The sequence below is a fragment of the Microbacterium suwonense genome (assembly GCF_030296555.1).
Taxonomy (GTDB): domain Bacteria; phylum Actinomycetota; class Actinomycetes; order Actinomycetales; family Microbacteriaceae; genus Microbacterium; species Microbacterium suwonense.
In genome coordinates, this window is record NZ_AP027728.1 from 1,516,967 (window position 1) to 1,534,339 (window position 17,373).

The 17,373-nt window shown below is 69.9% G+C and carries 13 protein-coding genes and 3 pseudogenes; 10 read left to right on the plus strand and 6 right to left on the minus strand.

The features are described 5' to 3' along the window. Window positions 1-23 precede the first annotated feature (23 nt). The 3 genes and pseudogenes from QUE33_RS07650 to QUE33_RS07660 all read right to left on the minus strand — a co-directional run bounded on the left by QUE33_RS07650 (window position 24) and on the right by QUE33_RS07660 (window position 3,410). Complete coding sequence (locus QUE33_RS07650) at window positions 24-809, minus strand: thioesterase family protein (protein WP_286302891.1); 786 nt, start codon at window positions 807-809, stop codon at window positions 24-26. After that, window positions 806-1,921, minus strand: coding sequence for a winged helix DNA-binding domain-containing protein (locus tag QUE33_RS07655; protein WP_286302893.1), 1,116 nt, complete (start codon window positions 1,919-1,921; stop codon window positions 806-808). The genes QUE33_RS07650 and QUE33_RS07655 overlap by 4 nt, the downstream gene beginning before the upstream one ends. A 41-nt stretch (window positions 1,922-1,962) precedes the next feature. After that, window positions 1,963-3,410, minus strand: a pseudogene (locus QUE33_RS07660) (glyceraldehyde-3-phosphate dehydrogenase). Window positions 3,411-3,629: 219 nt separating this feature from the next. Here QUE33_RS07660 and QUE33_RS07665 point away from each other — a divergent pair. After that, a complete protein-coding gene (locus tag QUE33_RS07665) occupies window positions 3,630-4,226 on the plus strand; it encodes an HAD-IA family hydrolase (protein ID WP_286302895.1) in 597 nt (198 codons plus the stop codon). Window positions 4,227-4,305: 79 nt separating this feature from the next. Here QUE33_RS07665 and QUE33_RS07670 read toward each other — a convergent pair whose 3' ends face one another. Both QUE33_RS07670 and QUE33_RS07675 read right to left on the minus strand, forming a co-directional pair. Beyond that, the gene (locus QUE33_RS07670) at window positions 4,306-5,385 is read right to left on the minus strand and encodes a hypothetical protein (protein ID WP_286302896.1); all 1,080 of its coding nucleotides are present in this window, start codon (window positions 5,383-5,385) and stop codon (window positions 4,306-4,308) included. A 32-nt stretch (window positions 5,386-5,417) separates the two neighbouring features. Then, window positions 5,418-5,855 (minus strand): Lrp/AsnC family transcriptional regulator, encoded by a 438-nt coding sequence (locus QUE33_RS07675; RefSeq protein WP_286302897.1) that lies wholly within the window; start codon window positions 5,853-5,855, stop codon window positions 5,418-5,420. A 153-nt stretch (window positions 5,856-6,008) separates the two neighbouring features. On the opposite strand from QUE33_RS07675, the gene pdhA reads away from it, so the two are divergent. The 9 genes and pseudogenes from pdhA to paaI all read left to right on the plus strand — a co-directional run bounded on the left by pdhA (window position 6,009) and on the right by paaI (window position 15,075). Then, window positions 6,009-7,112 carry a pyruvate dehydrogenase (acetyl-transferring) E1 component subunit alpha gene (pdhA, locus tag QUE33_RS07680; RefSeq protein WP_286302898.1) on the plus strand — a complete coding sequence of 368 codons (1,104 nt, stop codon included), beginning with the start codon at window positions 6,009-6,011 and terminating at the stop codon, window positions 7,110-7,112. After that, a pseudogene (locus tag QUE33_RS07685) lies at window positions 7,109-8,151 on the plus strand (alpha-ketoacid dehydrogenase subunit beta). The gene pdhA and the pseudogene QUE33_RS07685 overlap by 4 nt, the downstream one beginning before the upstream one ends. Then, the gene (locus QUE33_RS07690; protein WP_286302899.1) at window positions 8,148-9,605 is read left to right on the plus strand and encodes a dihydrolipoamide acetyltransferase family protein; all 1,458 of its coding nucleotides are present in this window, start codon (window positions 8,148-8,150) and stop codon (window positions 9,603-9,605) included. The pseudogene QUE33_RS07685 and the gene QUE33_RS07690 overlap by 4 nt, the downstream one beginning before the upstream one ends. 106 nt (window positions 9,606-9,711) lie before the next feature. Then, window positions 9,712-10,899 carry a thiolase family protein gene (locus tag QUE33_RS07695; RefSeq protein WP_286302902.1) on the plus strand — a complete coding sequence of 396 codons (1,188 nt, stop codon included), beginning with the start codon at window positions 9,712-9,714 and terminating at the stop codon, window positions 10,897-10,899. Continuing rightward, window positions 10,896-11,036, plus strand: a complete 141-nt coding sequence (locus QUE33_RS07700) for a hypothetical protein (protein ID WP_286302904.1) — start codon at window positions 10,896-10,898, stop codon at window positions 11,034-11,036. The genes QUE33_RS07695 and QUE33_RS07700 overlap by 4 nt, the downstream gene beginning before the upstream one ends. Beyond that, window positions 11,033-11,779 carry an enoyl-CoA hydratase/isomerase family protein gene (locus tag QUE33_RS07705; RefSeq protein ID WP_286302905.1) on the plus strand — a complete coding sequence of 249 codons (747 nt, stop codon included), beginning with the start codon at window positions 11,033-11,035 and terminating at the stop codon, window positions 11,777-11,779. Before QUE33_RS07700 ends, QUE33_RS07705 begins: the two co-directional genes overlap by 4 nt. Next, window positions 11,776-12,629: pseudogene (locus QUE33_RS07710) on the plus strand (3-hydroxyacyl-CoA dehydrogenase family protein). Before QUE33_RS07705 ends, QUE33_RS07710 begins: the two are co-directional and overlap by 4 nt. After that, window positions 12,626-14,695 carry a phenylacetic acid degradation bifunctional protein PaaZ gene (gene paaZ, locus QUE33_RS07715; protein ID WP_286302906.1) on the plus strand — a complete coding sequence of 690 codons (2,070 nt, stop codon included), beginning with the start codon at window positions 12,626-12,628 and terminating at the stop codon, window positions 14,693-14,695. Before QUE33_RS07710 ends, paaZ begins: the two are co-directional and overlap by 4 nt. Before the next feature lie 5 nt (window positions 14,696-14,700). Continuing rightward, window positions 14,701-15,075, plus strand: a complete 375-nt coding sequence (gene paaI, locus QUE33_RS07720; protein WP_286302907.1) for a hydroxyphenylacetyl-CoA thioesterase PaaI — start codon at window positions 14,701-14,703, stop codon at window positions 15,073-15,075. A gap of 117 nt (window positions 15,076-15,192) precedes the next feature. Here paaI and QUE33_RS07725 read toward each other — a convergent pair whose 3' ends face one another. After that, window positions 15,193-17,286: a RecQ family ATP-dependent DNA helicase gene (locus tag QUE33_RS07725; protein ID WP_286302908.1), complete on the minus strand. Its 2,094-nt coding sequence runs from the start codon at window positions 17,284-17,286 to the stop codon at window positions 15,193-15,195. Window positions 17,287-17,373: the final 87 nt, after the last annotated feature.

The following is a 17,373-nucleotide window of genomic DNA, read 5'->3' on the forward strand; positions in this document are numbered from 1 at the left end:
CGGTCAGCAGCGATCTCGGAGACTCACCGCAGACGAATGGTCAGCGTCTGCGACGAGGTGCCCAAGGGGCCCGATGCGTCGCTGAGAACGGACTCGGTGAGCCCGATGCCATCCGCTCCGAACGACACAGAGGTGTCCAGGCCGAACCACTCCCCGACCGGCTCACGGAAGACACTCGCGGTGAGGTCGATGTTGGGATAGAGCGCTTGCTCGGGCGCGACCCGCGTGGCGATGCCGTTGGCGAAGTCGACCATTCCCAGCATCCGTGCCCGTGACGAGATCGTCTCATCGGCGAGCAGCGGATGCCGGGGCCGTATCCAGCAGCGCGCGCGACCTGTGCCGGCGGCCTCGCGCCGGGCGTCGATCGAGCGGATCGCGCCGCCTGGCCAGACCTCGGCCGCGGACCACGGCGCGAACGACTCGACGGCGGGCAGGTGCGGCAGAGGGCTGCCCTGCACCGCCGAGGTATCGCTCTGCTGCAGCATCCATGCCCGCAAGGTCACGGCAGTCCGGCCACCATGACTCAGCGTCGCCTCGATCAGCTCGATCGTGCGCCCGGGTCGCACCACGCGCGTCGCCACCTCGAAGGCAGCCATCGGGATCACGCCCAGGATGTCGTAGCTCGCCCGCGCGATCACCAGCGGCGCGTCGGTGCGGCGCGCGGCGTGGTCGACCTCCACCAGGTGCGCGAGCAGCCCCAGCACCGGCGCGATGTGCTGCTCGTCGGGGTTCCATGCACCGCCGACGTGCTCGGTGGGTTCGAACGAGGTCTCGGACACGCGCTGGAAGTAGCTCGACACGCTCCTCATTGTGTCAACACCCCGGTGACTTGCCCAGCACCGCCGCCACGTGGCGACCAGCCGTCGACGAAGCGCGTGAAGCGGGCGAGGGCGGATGCCACGGCATCCGGGTCGGGCCCATCGCCGAACAGATCCGGCGGCGTGCCCCTGGTTGCGGCGGCATGCGCCCAGGTGCCGACGACGCGGCCCCGATGCACGAGCGTGGGACGCACCATGCCGTTCTTCCCCGGTCCGACCGCAGCCAGACGATCCGGCTCACAGACGATCGTTCGGTCGGCGTAGGAGATGTAGTACTCGTCGAAGGCGGGCAGCGCGATGACATCCGCTGCCTTCGGCGAGCGCCGCGGCGTAGTGATCGCGGTGAACAGTCCGTCCTCGACCTCGACGAGGCGCCCGCGAGCCCGCTCGGCCGCTTCGCGGGCACAGCCGAGGGTGTGTCCCGACCACCAGGCGAAATCGGGCACGCCCGCGGGACCGTGCCCGTCGATGTATCGCACGAACAGTTCGGCCAGCGGGTCGGCCGGAACATCCGACTCCTGCACCCAGTCCTCGACGAGCACGAACCGCTGATCGCGAGTGACACCACCGTGGTTCGGCTCGATCGGCCCCTGACAGATCTCGCCCGCCAGCGTGAGCGCGAACAGCAGATGGATGCCGCGCTGACCCCGCGGGTCGATTCCGGCGCCCTCCAGCAGGGCGAAGGCCTCGGCCCTGGTGCAGCCGCCGTCGCGCAATGCCGGGCGAAGCGCGCGCGAGGCCGTGCTCAGCATCCGGTCGTCCACCCCGAGATCCCGCTGCCGACCGGCGGCCTGCTGACGCTGCCGCCCTGCTGTGACGGAGAGCACCCAGGCGAGGTCACGGGCGGGAATGATGTGCAGCGTGCCGCGCATGGTCCACGCTCGCACCAGCTCACCGCGTGCGAACGCGGCGTCAACCTGCGCGAGGCTCGGTGCGCTCCGGCCGACGGAAGAGCGCGTTCGCACCCCGAGCGCCCACCTTCCCGCCAGCAGATCCTGGCTCTGCACGGCGAGCAGGTGGCGCGCGGCATCCGTCACGGTCGCAGCGGGCGACGTGAGCCGGTGCGACCGCAGCCGGCGATCCAGCAGGGTGCGGGGAGTCATCCCCTCATCATGCCGGTATCCACGGACATCGCACCGTGCCGTCAGGCGTGCAGGGTCACCTCACGGCGCGCTGGCAGCACGACCGGATGCGAGCCCGCCATGACCTCGAGCACGCGCACCACCTGGCAGGAGTATCCGTACTCGTTGTCGTACCAGACGTACAGCACCACGTCGCGGTCGTTCGCGATGGTGGCGAGCCCGTCGACGATGCCGGCACGGTGTGAGCCGACGAAATCGGTGGAGACCACTTCGGGGCTCTCGACGTAGTCGATCTGCTGGCGCAGCTTGGAATGCAGCGAGGCACGACGCAGGTAGTCGTTGAGCTCATTCTTGGTGGCGGGGTTCTCGAGCGTGAGGTGCAGCACCGCGAGCGACACGTCGGGCGTGGGCACGCGGATCGCCGAGCCGGTGAGCTTGCCGGCGAGCTCGGGCAGCGCGCGGGCGACGGCCTTCGCGGCACCGGTCTCGGTGATCACCATGTTCAGCACCGCCGACCGTCCGCGGCGGTCACCCCGGTGGAAGTTGTCGATGAGGTTCTGGTCGTTGGTGAAGGAGTGCACGGTCTCGACGTGGCCGCGCGCGATGCCGTACGCCTCGTTCACGGCCGCGAGCACCGGGGTGATCGCGTTGGTGGTGCAGGACGCGGCGGAGACGATGCGGTCCTCGGGCACGATCGTGGAGTCGTTGATGCCGTGCACGATGTTCTTCAGCTCGCCCTTGCCAGGGGCCGTCAGCAGCACGCGCGCGACACCGGTGGACTGCAGGTGCCGGCTGAGGCCTGCTTCGTCGCGCCAGCGGCCGGTGTTGTCGACCACGATCGCGTCGCGGATGCCGTAGGCGGTGTAGTCGATCGTTCCCGGATCGTCGGAGTAGATCACCTGGATGCGGATGCCGTTGGCGATGATCTGTGAGTTCTGCTCGTCCACGTCGACCGTGCCCTCGAAGCGACCGTGCACGGAGTCGCGCAGCAGCAGCGAGGCGCGTTTGACGAGGTCGTTCTCAGCACCGCGGCGCACGACGATCGCTCGCAGCCGCAGTCCGCTGCCACCCCCTTGTGCGCGATGATGATGCGGGCCAGGAGCCGGCCGATGCGGCCGAAGCCGTACAGCACGATGTCGACCGGTTCGGACAGCTCGGCTCCCAGCGCCGGCGCGATCTCATCGCGCAGGTAGGCGGTGAGGTCCTTGCCGCTGGCCGCGTGCCCTTCGACGAGTCGTGCGACATCGAGCGATGACGCGCCGGGGCCGATCTCGTGCAGCGCCTCGAGCACGGCGAGCGTGTCGGTGAGTGCCAGATGCCGGTGGCCCAGCTGCGCGACGCGCTCGTGCACCTCGAGGATCCCGGTGGTCGACAGGCCCAGCAGGCGGTGTCCGTGCAGCGACGTGACCACGTCGCGTTCCCTGTTCAGTCCGCCGATGAGCGGGATCATCCGCTCGGCGAGTTCTTCGTTGATCTGCCAGTCATCGTGGTGGGTCACGACGTGTTCCATGTGCATCCTTGCAAGCGTGTTCCAGCGCCGTCGGGTCACGACGCTGCGGTGGAGGGATGGCGATTCGCCACGTCCAGGCTAGTGACTGCACGCACACGAGCCACCGTCCTGACACCGCAAGATCATGCGGACTGTCAGCCGATCGGATAGAACCCGGATTCTTAACAGCGGCGGAGCGACGAAGAGCGGGGGTCGGCGCGACTCCCCTAGCCTGGTGCTATGACCCAGCGCATTCCTGCCCGTGCCGTGCTGCTCGATATGGACGGCACTCTCGTGGACTCGACGGCAGTGGTCGAGCGACTGTGGCTGGAGTGGGCGCAGCCGCACGGCCTGGACCCGCAGCGCGTGCTGCAGGTGGTCCACGGACGACAGGGGCATCAGAGCATGGCCATTCTGCTCCCCGAGCGCGATCACGCGATCAATCTGGCCGAGAACGCCGAGATGCTCGCCCGCGAGGCCGCCGACGTCGACGGAGTGGTGGCCATCGGCGGGGCGCAGCAGCTGCTGTCGGCGCTGGAGCGGCATCCGCATGCGATCGTCACGTCGGCGAATGTCGCGCTGATGACGGCGAGGATGGAGGCCGCGGGACTCGCCGTCCCAGATCTCACCATCACGGCCGAGAGCGTGACGGCGTCGAAACCGCATCCGGAGGGCTTCCTGAAGGCCGCCTCGCTGCTGGGTGTCGAGCCGGCCGACTGCGTCGTGTTCGAGGATTCCCCGCCGGCATCCAGGCGGGGCTCACCGCCGGTATGCGCGTGGTCGGCGTCGGCGGGCCAGCGACGGCGAACGGCCCGACCTACGCGGTCGACGACCTGACGGAGATCACGATCATCGAGCGGCCGGACGGATTCGAGCTGACCATCGGGTGATCTGTTGCCGTCCGAACGTCGCTCCCCTACTCCAGCATCCATTCGCCGATTCCGCCGCCACCCGACACCCACGCGGTCGGTTCCTCGTCGAAGCGGATCACCTCGGTCAGCCAATACGTCTCACCCGGGTTCCAGCCCGCGATGACGGACGCGGCGCTGTCACCCACCGGGATCGCGGTGCCTGCGGCAGCCAGGTAGGCACCGGCCTGCAGATGCACGGCGTCGTAGTGCTCCGCGACAGCACTCCAGTCCGGGAGCACCCAGTCACCGATGCGTCCTGTGGCCCGATACCAGTCGTGCCGCTTGAGCGCGGTCACTGCCGTCGGGAACCGCGTGCACAGTTCACCCCATGCCTCGGCACTGTCGATCTCGAACACCCGGGAGCGTGCGGAAACGGACGCCATGTACACGAGGCACTGCTCCCAGCCCATGCTGTCCTCGACGAACCACAGTGCCGCGGGACTCCCATCGAAGGTCGCCCCGGCCGTCGAAGGCGTCGGCCAGCCGGGCTTCGACCACCACTCACCGCTCATATTGGCCGTCGGATCTGCCGGCCGGTCGTGCTGCGCACGCTGCTCCTGTTCGATCTGCTGGGCCTGGATTCGGCGCAGCTGAGCCATCGACATCGCCGCCGGCGGCCCGATGCGCGGCTCGTCCCATCGCACCGACCACTGGCGGTGCAGGTCGATCGGCCGCCACCACGACGACACCGTGGGCGCGACGTGCTCGGCGACGCGTTCCAGTGCCACACGCACTTCGGCAGTCGCCGCCACCTGGTCGGTCCCGTCGGACTCCTGCCAGTACCTGGCCATGTCCACCGAACGGGCCATCGCCGCACGCAGTCGCTCCGGGGTCGCCTCTGCGAGCGTCGTCTCTGTCAGCAGCCGCGCCACCTCGTCGGGCGTCGCCGGGGCGGGTTCCTTCGGGCGTGGTCCGGTGCCGATCCAGATGGTGGTTCCCGGCGGTTCGAACGTACGCGCCGCTGAGGTCACAGCGGCTGCAAGTGGCATCAGCTCAACGACACCCGGAGGTTCGGAGTCCAACGCGAACTCCAGCAGCATCCGCCGCCCACGAGGGCCGGCGAGCAGGGCGTCGACAAGTTGCATCCGGTTCACCTGCCCACGCTATCCAACCGAATTCACTCCCGACTGAAATCCTCGAAGATGAGCGTGGTGCGCGTGGAGCGGATCGAGGGGATCGCCTGGATGTCCTCCAGCACGATGCGGCGCAGGTCGCGCGCGTCGCTGGCGCGCACAAGCAGGATGACGTCGAAGTCGCCGCCGACGAGCGCCATGTGCTCGACCTCGGGGATGGCACGCAACCTCGCCTGCACTTCCTGCCAGGTCGCCTGCTCGATCGCGAGCATGACGTAGGCGGATGCGTGGTGCCCGAGCTGCACCGGGTCGGTGCGCACGGTGTAGCCGGTGATGACCCCGGCATCCGTCAGCCTCTTGATGCGCGCATGCGCCCCGGCACGCGAGATGTGCACGACCTCGGCGATGGCCGTCATCGAGATGCGCGCGTCGCGGCGCAGCTCCGCGAGGATCGCGTGATCTATGGCGTCGAGAGTCGTCATGAGTGCACCTGCCCTTCTGTCACTGAATCCTGACACATCGATAGCTGTTCTGCATGCTGGCGATCGAACGTCCACATCTAGCGCGATCTGATTGGACGATTGAAGAATCGGAGGCACACTGGGCAGACACGTTCGGCAAGGAGGGCGAACCCGATGCATCACGACGATCTGCTCCCCCGCGACACCCCTGTCTCGCTGATCGATGCGAACGGCGCGGTCGTCGCCGATGAGCGCTACGCCCTGCCGGATGCCGAGACGCTGCTGCGCGCATACCAAGGTCTTCTCGAAGGACGACGCATCAACGATCAGGCGTACGCCCTCGTGCGGCAGGGCCGGATGGCGGTCTATCCGTCCTCGCACGGCCAGGAGGCCTGCCAGGTGGGCGCCGCCCTCGTGCTCGGCGGGCGCGACTGGCTCTTCCCGACCTACCGCGACTCGGTCGCCGTCATCATGCGGGGCGTCGCCCCGGCCCATGCCATGGTGCTGCTCAAGGGCGATTGGCACTCCGGCTACGACCCCGCCGAGCACCGTGTCGCACCGCAGTCCACCCCGCTGGCCACCCAGCTGCTGCACGCCGTGGGCTTCGCGCAGGCCGCGAAGCGCCGCGGCGAGGACACCGTCGTACTCGCCCTGTGCGGCGACGGCGCCACCAGCGAGGGCGATTTCCATGAGGCGCTGAACTTCGCAGCGGTGTTCCACGTGCCGGTGGTCTTCTTCGTACAGAACAACGAGTTCGCCATCTCGGTGCCGCTCTCGCGTCAGACCGCCGCGCCATCCCTGGCGCACAAGGCGATCGGGTACGGGATGCCCGGGCAGCGCGTGGACGGCAACGATGTCGCGGCCGTGCTGGCCGTGCTCGGCGAAGCGGTGCAGCACGCGCGGGACGGCGGCGGACCATCGCTGATCGAGGCGCACACCTATCGGATGCAGGCGCACACCAACGCCGACGACGACACCCGCTACCGTGAGCGCGACGAGGTCAAGGCCTGGGCCGATCGGGACCCGCTGATCCGCATGCGCACGTATCTGATCGAGCAGGGGCTGCTCGACGATCAGGCCGAGAATCGGCTCACCGCGGGGGCCGAAAGCATCGCATCCGCCCTGCGCGACGCGCTGAATGCCGACTCCGACCTCGACGCCGAAGACCTGTTCCGCCACGTCACCGCTGAACGCTCCCCGCAGCTGGAGGAGCAGTGGCAGCTGCTGCGCGGCGAGATCGAACGCGCAACCCTGACCGAGGCAGGAGGCCACCGATGACCATCGCACACGACGACACCCGGATCGAGTCCCCGCAGCACGTGGTCGGCACGATGACCATGGCTGCGGCGCTCAATCGTGCACTCGCCGATGCCATCGCGGAGGATCCCGAGGTGGTGGTCTTCGGCGAGGACGTCGGCGCGCTCGGCGGCGTGTTCCGCATCACCGACGGCCTGGCGGAGCGCTTCGGTGAGGATCGCTGCTTCGACACCCCGCTGGCAGAGTCCGGCATCGTCGGCACCGCCGTCGGCATGGCGATGAACGGCATGCGGCCCGTCGTGGAGATGCAATTCGACGCGTTCGCGCTGCCCGCCTTCGAGCAGGTGGTCAGCCACGTCGCCAAGCTCGGCAACCGCACCCGCGGGGCCGTGCGGATGCCGATGGTCATCCGCATCCCCTTCGGCGGCGGCATCGGCGGAGTCGAGCACCACTGCGACTCCTCCGAGGCGTACTACGCGCACACCCCGGGGCTCACCGTGGTGGCACCCTCAACCCCGCAGGATGCATACTCGCTGCTGCGCGCGGCCATCGCCTCGCCCGACCCGGTCGTGTTCCTGGAGCCGAAGAAGCTGTACTGGTCGAAGGGCAAGGTCGACACCTCGATCACCGCCGAGATCGGCCAGGCCCGCATCGCCCGCGACGGCACGGACGTCACTGTGCTGGCCTATGCGGCCATGGTGCCGGTCGCACTGGAGGCGGCTGAGATCGCCGCATCCGAGGGGCGCAGCCTGCAGGTGATCGACGTGCGCAGCCTCTCCCCGTTCGACGATGCGACGGTGACCGCCGCAGTGCGCAGCACCGGCCGTGCCGTCGTCGTCGCCGAGGCGCCGGGCTATGTGAGCGTCGCAGGCGAGATCCAGGCACGGGTCTTCGAGCGCTGCTTCGAGTACCTCCTGGCCCCGGTGCGACGGGTCACCGGATTCGACACGCCCTTCGCTCCCCCAAGCTCGAGCACTGGTATCTGCCCGACGCCGATCGCATCCTCGATGCCATCGACTCGTTGCACTGGGACGACGACGCGGAGGTGTCGGCACCATGACCACCGCGACCGCACGGGTGTTCCGCCTGCCCGACCTCGGCGAGGGTCTCACCGAGGCTGGGCTCGTGCAGTGGCTCGTGAAGGTGGGCGACAGCATCGCCACCGATCAGGCCATCGCCGAGGTCGAGACCGCCAAGAGCATCGTCGAGCTGCCCTCACCGTTCGCCGGAGTCGTCACGGCCCTGCATGGTGTGCCGGGCGACACGCTCGAGGTCGGCGCGCCGGTGCTCGAAGTGGCCGGCGACGAGGCGGGCCCGGATGCCGACAGCCAGGCTTCGCGGGCGGATGCCGACACCACTGAGAAGGACGCCTACCGCGCCGAAGAGCGCGCGGGCTCGGGCAACGTGCTGATCGGCTACGGCACCACAGAGCGCGCCGGATCGGGGCGCCGCCGTGCCCGCGCCGTGCCCGTGGCCCCCGCTCCCTCGGCAGTCTCGACGGCACCGCCGACTGCACCGGATGCCACCGAGAGCACAGCTTCCTCGCGCAGCGAGCTCGCGCATTCGACGACGGGCCGTGCGCTCGACGAGAGCGCGGCTCCCCGTCGCCCGGTCGCCGTGCGGTCGCCACTCGTGCGCCGACTGGCCCGCGACCTCGGCGTGGATGTGCAGACGATCACCGGCACGGGGGCCGACGGCGCCATCACCCGCGGCGACGTGCTGCGCGCGGCCGTCGACAGCGCGGTGGACGGTGTCGCCCTGGACGGTGGCACGGCATCCGGTGGCACGGCATCCGGTGGCGGCGGCGAGCTCGACGGTCTGGCGGTGCGCTCGCGCGAGCGGATGGGACCGCTGCGCAAGGCTGTCAGCGCGAAGCTGAGCCGGAGCCGCTCCGAGATCCCGGAGGCGACGGTGTGGGTCGATGTGGACGCGACCCGGCTCTGGGAGCTGCGCGCGGCCATGGCACCGGAGGGCGGCAAGGCTCCCTCGCTGACCGCCCTGGTCGCCCGGTTCGCGCTGATCGCTCTGGAGGACTATCCACTGCTGGCCTCGCGGCTGAGCGACGACGCCGGCGAGATCATCTCCTTCGAGGGAGTGAACCTCGGCATCGCCGCCGACACGGAGCGGGGGCTGATGGTGCCGGTCGTGCCACGGGCGCACGAGCTCACCGTGGAGCAGCTGGACGCTGCGCTGCGCGAACTGGCCGCGACCGCACGGTCCGGGTCCATGCCGCCGGAGCGCCTGCGCGGCTCGACGTTCACGCTGAACAACTACGGCGGCTTCGGCGTCGACGGCTCGGCCGCCATCATCAATCACCCCGACGTCGCCATCCTCGGCATCGGCCGGATGATCGAGCGCCCCTGGGTGGTCGACGGCACCATCGTGGCCCGGCGCATCGCCCAGCTGTCCCTCGTGTTCGACCACCGGGTCTGCGATGGCGGCTACGCCGCCGGGTTCCTGCGCCGCGTGGTCGGGCTCATCGAGCATCCGCTGCGCGCCTACGGAAGGATCTGAGACCAATGCCCGTCTATTTGTGCCGAACGCGGGTTTCCAGCCCCGGATCCACCGCATTCGGCACAAGTAGACGGGCTGTGAGAAGGGGAAGGAACGGGACGGGAGCATGACCGACGCATACCTGGTGGATGGGATCCGCACGCCTGTGGGGCGCTACGGGGGCCTGCTGGCCGGCGTGCGTCCGGACGACCTCGCCGCCCTCGTCGTCGGTGAGACGGTCGCGCGCTCCGGGCTGCCGCACGACGCGATCGACGAGGTGATCCTGGGAGCTGCCAACCAGGCCGGCGAGGACAATCGCAACGTCGCCCGCATGGCGGTGCTGCTGGCGGGCCTGCCCGACACCCTCCCCGGCATCACCGTGAACCGGCTGTGCGCCTCGGGCATGTCGGCGATCGCGATGGCCTCACAGGCGATCCGCGCGGGTGATGCCGAGGTGATCGTCGCCGGCGGCGTGGAGTCGATGACCCGCGCCCCCTGGGTGCAGGCCAAGCCCGAGCGTGCCTGGGCCAAGCCGGGAGCCACCTTCGACACCTCGATCGGCTGGCGCTTCGCGAACCCGAAGCTGCTGTCCCGCGACAAGGCCACGTTCTCGATGCCCGAGACCGCGGAAGAGGTCGCCCGGCTCGACGGGATCAGCAGAGCGGATGCCGACGCCTTCGCCCTGCTCAGCCATCAGCGCGCGCTCGCCGCGATCGATGCCGGGCGCTTGGCTTCTGAGATCGTCGCCGTCGAGACACCCCGCGGCACGGTCGATACCGATGAGGGGCCACGCCGCGAGACCTCGCTGGAAGCGCTCGCGAAACTGCGGGCGGTCGTGCCCGGCGGTCAGGTCGTGACGGCGGGTAACGCCAGCTCGCTCAACGACGGCGCCTCGGCGATCGTGGTGGCCAGCGCGGATGCCGTGCAGCGCCATGGTCTGCGTGTCCGCGCGCGCATCGTCGCCTCGGCGAGCGCCGCACTGGCACCCGAGATCATGGGCCTGGGCCCGGTGCCCGCGACCGAGAAGGCCCTGCAGAAGGCCGGCCTGACAGTCGCGGACCTCGGTGCGATCGAGCTCAACGAGGCATTCGCGACGCAGTCGCTGGCCAGCATCCGCCGCCTGGGCCTGGACCCCGAGATCGTCAACGCCGACGGCGGCGCGATCGCCCTCGGGCATCCACTGGGCTCCAGCGGATCGCGCCTGATCGTCACCCTGCTGCGCCGCCTGGAGGCGACCGGCGCCCGCTACGGTTTGGCCACGATGTGCGTCGGCGTCGGCCAGGGCACCGCCATGATCGTGGAGCGCCTCTCGTGACGGCGATCGCGCGCTTCCAGGTCGCAATGGATGCCGTCTCCAGCCGCGCAGCATCCGTTCAGGTCGCAATGGATGCCGTCGTTTCGTCTTCCAAGCGGCCAAAAGTGCGACCTGAACAGCAGGAGGCGGGCGGATGAGCGACGAACCACTGCTGATCGAGCGACGCGAGGACCGCGTCGTCGCCACCCTGAACCGCCCGGACGTGCGCAACGCCATCGACCAGGCGATGGTCGATGAGCTGCACGCGCTGTGCGACGAGCTGGAGCGAGATCGCCGCGTGCTGATCCTGATCGGCGCCGACGGCGTGTTCGCCTCGGGCGCCGACATCGGCCAGTTGCGCGAGCGCACCGCCGACGATGCCCGCCGCGGCATCAACTCGACGATCTTCCGCCGCATCCGCGCGCTGCCGATGCCGGTGCTCGCCGCCGTGGACGGCTACGCGCTGGGTGGCGGCGCCGAGCTCGCCTACGCCGCCGACCTCCGCATCGGCACTCCGCGGGTGCGATTCGGGAACCCCGAGACCGGTCTGGGCATCATCGCCGCGGCCGGCGCGACCTGGCGGCTGCCCGAGATCGTCGGTCATGCGCGGGCCAGCGAGCTGCTGCTCACGGGTCGTGTCATCGATGCCGACGAGGCGCTGGCGTGGGGCCTGCTCTCCTCGCTGCACGAACCGGATGACCTGCTGGCCGCGGCACATGCACTGGCCGACCGCATCTGCGCGAACGGCACCCGGGCCACCCAGCTGACCAAGCTCGCCCTGCTGGCCCCGTCCGATCAGCATCCGGCGATCGAGCTGGAGGTGCAGGCGGAGCTGTTCGATAGTGACGAGAAGCATCGTCGGATGACGGCGTTCCTGGAGCGCGGAAGGAAGAAGCCATGACCGTACCCGGAATGGTCGGCGTGCTCGGCGGCGGACGGATGGGTGCGGGCATCGCGCACGCCTTCCTGCTCGCGGGTTCGCGAGTGACCGTGGTCGAGCGGGATGCGGAGTCGGCGGATGCCGCACGTGAGCGCGTGCTGGCCAGCATCGCGGCATCCGTGCAGCGCGGCGACCTCGCCGACGACGCCTCTGCCACCGTCGCCTTCGCCACCAGCACCGAGATCGCGGACTTCGCCGGCGCGAGCCTGGTCATCGAGGCGGTTCCGGAGGATCGCGCGTTGAAGATCGGCGCGCTTGCGCGCATCGAGTCCATCGTGGCCGCTGATGCCGTGGTCGCGACGAACACCTCCTCGATCTCGATCGATGCGCTCGCTACGTCCCTCTCCCGCCCCGGGCGCTTCGTCGGGCTGCACTTCTTCAACCCCGTGCCATCGTCGAAGCTGGTCGAGATCGTGGTCGGTGAGCGTACCGATCACGACGTGGTCGCCTCGGCCCGCGAGTGGGTGACGACCCTGCGCAAGACGCCCGTCGTCGTGCGCGACTCCCCGGGTTCGCGTCGAGTCGACTCGGGGTGATGCTGGCACTGGAGGCGATTCGGATGCTGGAGGAGAACGTCGCCGACGCTGCGGACATCGACGCCGCCATGGAGCTGGGCTACCGGCATCCGACCGGCCCGCTGCGCACCACCGATGTCGTCGGCCTCGATGTGCGACTGGGCATCGCCGAGGAGCTGGCGCGCGAGCTCGGGCCGAGATTCGAGCCGCCAGAGCTACTGCGGCGCATGGTGGCCGAAGGCAAACTGGGCCGCAAGAGCGGCGAAGGATTCTACGTCTGGAACGAGGAACGATGAGCGACTACCTGCCGAGCTATGTCCAGGGCGACTGGTGGACACCTGCCAGCGGAGCGACGGGCACCGCTGTCCGCGACGCGTCCACCGGCGAGGTGATCACACGGGTGTCGACGGAGGGCCTCGATCTCGCCGCGGCGCTGGAGTACGCCCGCACCACGGGGCACGCAAGCCTGGCCGCACTCACCTTCCACCAGCGCGCGGTGCTGCTGAAGAAGTTCGCGCTGGTGCTCACCGAGCGCAAGGACGAGCTGTATGCGATCTCCGCTCGCACCGGCGCGACCAAGGCCGACTCCTGGGTGGACATCGACGGCGGCATCGGCGTGCTGTTCTCGTACTCCGGCAAGGGCCGCCGCGAGATGCCGAACAGCCGTGTGCTCGTCGACGGGCCGGTCGAACCGCTCTCGAAGGACGGCTCCTTCCTGGGCCGCCACGTGTACACGACGCTGCCCGGCGTGGCCGTGCAGATCAACGCCTTCAACTTCCCCGTCTGGGGTTCGCTGGAGAAGTTCGCGCCCGCATTCCTGGCCGGCATGCCCACGCTCGTCAAGCCCGCCACTCCCACCGGATATCTCGCCGAGGCGATGGTGCGCATCCTCGTGGAGTCCGACCTTCTGCCCGAGGGCTCGCTGCAGCTGGTCAGTGGCAGCGTCCCGGAGCTGTTCGAGAACCTGCGCCTGGGCGACCTGGTCGGCTTCACCGGCAGCGCGTCGACTGCCGAGAGCCTGCGCCGGCATCCGTCGGTGCAGACCGGCGGCGTGCGCTTCACTGCAGAGACCGACTCGATCAACGCCTCGGTGCTGGGCACGGATGCCGTTGCCGGCACCCCCGAGTTCGATGCCTACGTGCGCCAGCTGGTGACCGAGATGACCACGAAGGCCGGGCAGAAGTGCACCGCCATTCGTCGCGCAGTGGTGCCGACCGCATCCGCCGACGCCGTCATCGACGCCGTCCGCGACCGCCTCGCTGCGAAGACCGTGATCGGCGACCCGCGCGCCGAGGGCGTGACGATGGGCCCGCTGGCCTCTGCCGCCCAGCGCGACGAGGTGCGCCGGCAGGTAGAAGCACTCGTCGACGGCGGCGGCCGGATCGTGATCGGCTCGACGGACGCGCCCGAGGTGCGGCATGCCGACGGCACGACGGCTGCAGCACCCGACGGCGCCTTCGTGTCCCCCGTGCTGCTGCGCTTCGACGACGCGCAGGCCGAAGCCGTCCACACGGTGGAGGCGTTCGGCCCGGTGTCGTCGCTGGTCACCTACGACACGATCGCAGAGGCCTCCGACATCGTCGCCCGCGGCGGCGGCTCGCTGGTCACCAGCATCGCCACGCACGATCCGGCGCAGGCAGTGGAGCTCGCCACCCGCATCGCACCGTTCAACGGACGGATGCTGCTGCTCGACCGCGACGACGCCCGTTCGTCCACCGGCCACGGATCACCCCTGCCGGGCCTCGTGCATGGCGGCCCGGGCCGCGCCGGCGGCGGCGAGGAGCTCGGCGGGATCCGAGCGGTGAAGCATCACATGCAGCGCACCGCAGTGCAGGGCTCGCCGGAGATGCTCACCGCCCTGACCGGGGAATGGCACGCCGGCGCAGCGGCGCGCTCGGACGACCGGCATCCGTTCCGCAAGTCGCTCGCCGAGCTGCGGATCGGCGACCAGATCGTCTCCGGTTCACGCGAGGTGACGCTGGAGGACATCGAGACCTTCGCGCACTTCACCGGCGACACCTTCTATGCCCACATGGACGAGGATGCTGCGGCCGCGAATCCGTTCTTCCCCGGACGCGTCGCACATGGGTACCTGCTGGTGTCCTGGGCGGCAGGACTGTTCGTCGATCCGGAGCCGGGACCAGTGCTGGCCAACTACGGGCTGGAGAACTTGCGCTTCATCACGCCGGTGTCGCCGGGCGATAGCATCCGCGTCGAGCTGACCGCCAAGCAGATCACTCCGCGTGAGACCGACGAGTACGGCGAGGTGCGCTGGGATGCCGTGATCCGCAACCAGGAGGAGGAGATCGTCGCGACCTACGACGTGCTTACCCTGGTGACCAAGGAGCCGATGGCCGCATGAGGGAGATGATGCGGCGCGATCGGGCCTCGGCGATGCTCGGCATGGTCGTCGAGCTCGACGAGCCGGGGCACGCCGTCGTGTCGATGACCGTGCGCGAGGACATGCTGAACGGCTTCGCGATCACACACGGCGGACTGGTGTTCGCCCTGGCCGACACCGCCTTCGCGCTCGCCTGCAACGAGGACGAACGCGTCACCGTCGCCGGGGGTGCCGACATCACCTTCCTGAAATCGACCACCGCCGGACAGAAGCTCACGGCCACAGCCGCGCGCCGCGTCGTGAACGGACGCAACGGGCTTTACGACATCGCCGTGACCGACGAGACCGGCGATGCCGTCGCCGAGGTGCGCGGACGGTCGATTGTCACCAACCGGGTCTGACACGGGGTCGCGAGCCGCCGTAAACGATCGTTTTGCCGGCCGAATCCTCAAGGAAATGGATTGATCTCGCCGTCCAGCGATGATGCTCCAGCGGAACGCCCCGGCCAGGCTCACCGTTTAGCCGCGCTGCGCCAGCACGAACGGCAGCACCGCCGTGGCCCCGGCCCGGCGCAGCGTGCGCGCGGCGACCGTGAGGGTCCAGCGGCTGTCGGCCAGGTCATCGACCAGCAGCACCGGCCCGGCCGGGATTTCCAGCCCTTCGGCGGTGAACCGATCCCACAGGCCCGCGAGCCGGAAGGCGCTGTTGCCGCCCGGGCCGCCGGTGGGCCCGCCGTTCGCGAACCCGAGCGCGCCGACATACGGCAGCTTTCCGATCTCGGCGAGGCCGCGGGCGAGCGAGTCGACCAGCTGAGGCCGCGAGCGTGACGGCATCCCGACCACGGCGACCGGACGCTCATCCCAGCCCCACCCGGCGAGCACGCGCACGCAGGCTCCCCGCACCTGCGGCGGCACACTGGCATCCGGAGCGCCGGCTGCGAACAGCTCTCGCAGCGTGCCGCCCCAGCCCAGGTCGGTCAGGCGGGCCAGCGCCCGTCCCTCGGCGGCCTGCTCCTCCGCGCCGATGCGCCCCTTGGCTGGCACGCCGAGCCGATCGGCACCGGTCGGCCACTGCTTGCGCGGCTCGATCGGCACTCCGACCCGGTCGAGGGACTCGGCGGCGGTGGCACCCGCGTCCGCCGCGACGTCGCTGGGGAACCACACGCCCGCACAGTTGTCGCACCGGCCGCAGGGAGCTGCAGTGTCGTCATCGAGCGAGCGCTGCAGGAACTCCATCCGGCATCCGTTCGTCTGCTGATACTCGAGCATGTGCTGCTGCTCGGCGCGGCGCTCGGCCGCGATGCGCTCGTAGCGCTCGGCATCGTAGATCCAGGGCTGACCGGTCGCGACCCACCCGCCCTGCACGCGACGAACCGCGCCGTCCACGTCGAGCACCTTCAGCAGCAACTCGAGCGGAGTGCGGCGGATGTCGACCATCGCCTCCAGCGCCGGGGTCGAGATCGGGGCCTCGCCGAGCGCCGCGATCACACGTTCTGCCCGCTGCTGGTCCGGCATGGAGGCGGTCGCGAAGTAATGCCAGATATCGCGGTCCTCGGCCCCGGGCAGCAGCAGCACATCAGCGCTGTCGCTGGCGCGCCCGGCGCGACCGACCTGCTGGTAATACGCCACAGGCGAGGAGGGCGCACCGAGGTGCAGCACGAAACCGAGATCCGGCTTGTCGAACCCCATCCCCAGCGCGCTCGTGGCGACGAGCGCCTTCACCTCGTTGCGCTTGAGCATCCGCTCGGATTCCTCGCGCTCCTCGGCATCCGTCTGCCCGGTGTACGCACGCACCTCGTGCCCGTGCTCGCGCAGCAGTCGTGCGGTGTCGACCGCCGCCGCGACGGTGAGCGTGTAGATGATGCCGGAGCCAGGAAGCTCATCGAGGTGGCTGAGCAGCCAGGCCAGCCGCTGCGCCGACCCGGGCAGCCGCAGTACACCCAGGCGCAGGGACGCACGTGCCAGCGGACCGCGGATGGTCAGCACCTCGCCTCCTCCGGACTCCAGCTGCTCGGCGACATCGGCCACCACCCGGCTGTTCGCCGTGGCGGTCGTCGCGAGCACCGGAACGTCGGCGGGCATCCCGGCGATCAGCTCGCGCAGCCGCCGGTAGTCGGGGCGGAAATCATGCCCCCAGTCGCTGATGCAGTGCGCCTCGTCGACCACCAGCATCCCGATCCGGCCGATCAGCGCCGGCAGCCGCTGTTCACGGAAAGCCGGGTTGTTCAGCCGCTCCGGAGAGACCAGCAGCACGTCGACCTCGTCACGATCGAGCTGCGCGAGCACGTCCTCCCACTCGTGCGCGTTGGTCGAGTTGATGGCGACCGCCCGCACCCCCGCGCGCTGGGCGGCCGCGATCTGGTCGCGCATGAGCGCCAGCAGCGGCGAGACGAGCACCGTGGGGCCGGCGCCCTGACGGCGCAGCAGGAGGGTCGCGACGAAGTACACCGCCGACTTGCCCCACCCCGTGCGCTGCACGACCAGCGCTCGGCGGCGTCCCTCGACCAGCGCCTCGATCGCCTCGTACTGGCCGTCGTGGAAGTCGGCATCCGCACGCCCGACGAGATCGCGCAGAGCGTCGAGAGCGGCGGCACGCGTGTCGGCGGAAGTCATGCCACCACTCTGCCGCACGGCACCGACATCCCATCCTGATCCTGAGTCCGCACTGAGCCGCGAGTCAGCATCGAGCCGGCCCGCTGA

Bases quoted from the DNA above. Each gene is read 5' to 3' on its own strand.
- QUE33_RS07650 (WP_286302891.1), bottom strand. From the start codon at position 809: ATGAGGAGCGTGTCGAGCTACTTCCAGCGCGTGTCCGAGACCTCGTTC.
- QUE33_RS07655 (WP_286302893.1), bottom strand. From the start codon at position 1,921: ATGACTCCCCGCACCCTGCTGGATCGCCGGCTGCGGTCGCACCGGCTC.
- QUE33_RS07665 (WP_286302895.1), top strand. From the start codon at position 3,630: ATGACCCAGCGCATTCCTGCCCGTGCCGTGCTGCTCGATATGGACGGC.
- QUE33_RS07670 (WP_286302896.1), bottom strand. From the start codon at position 5,385: ATGCAACTTGTCGACGCCCTGCTCGCCGGCCCTCGTGGGCGGCGGATG.
- QUE33_RS07675 (WP_286302897.1), bottom strand. From the start codon at position 5,855: ATGACGACTCTCGACGCCATAGATCACGCGATCCTCGCGGAGCTGCGC.
- pdhA (WP_286302898.1), top strand. From the start codon at position 6,009: ATGCATCACGACGATCTGCTCCCCCGCGACACCCCTGTCTCGCTGATC.
- QUE33_RS07690 (WP_286302899.1), top strand. From the start codon at position 8,148: ATGACCACCGCGACCGCACGGGTGTTCCGCCTGCCCGACCTCGGCGAG.
- QUE33_RS07695 (WP_286302902.1), top strand. From the start codon at position 9,712: ATGACCGACGCATACCTGGTGGATGGGATCCGCACGCCTGTGGGGCGC.
- QUE33_RS07705 (WP_286302905.1), top strand. From the start codon at position 11,033: ATGAGCGACGAACCACTGCTGATCGAGCGACGCGAGGACCGCGTCGTC.
- paaZ (WP_286302906.1), top strand. From the start codon at position 12,626: ATGAGCGACTACCTGCCGAGCTATGTCCAGGGCGACTGGTGGACACCT.
- paaI (WP_286302907.1), top strand. From the start codon at position 14,701: ATGATGCGGCGCGATCGGGCCTCGGCGATGCTCGGCATGGTCGTCGAG.
- QUE33_RS07725 (WP_286302908.1), bottom strand. From the start codon at position 17,286: ATGACTTCCGCCGACACGCGTGCCGCCGCTCTCGACGCTCTGCGCGAT.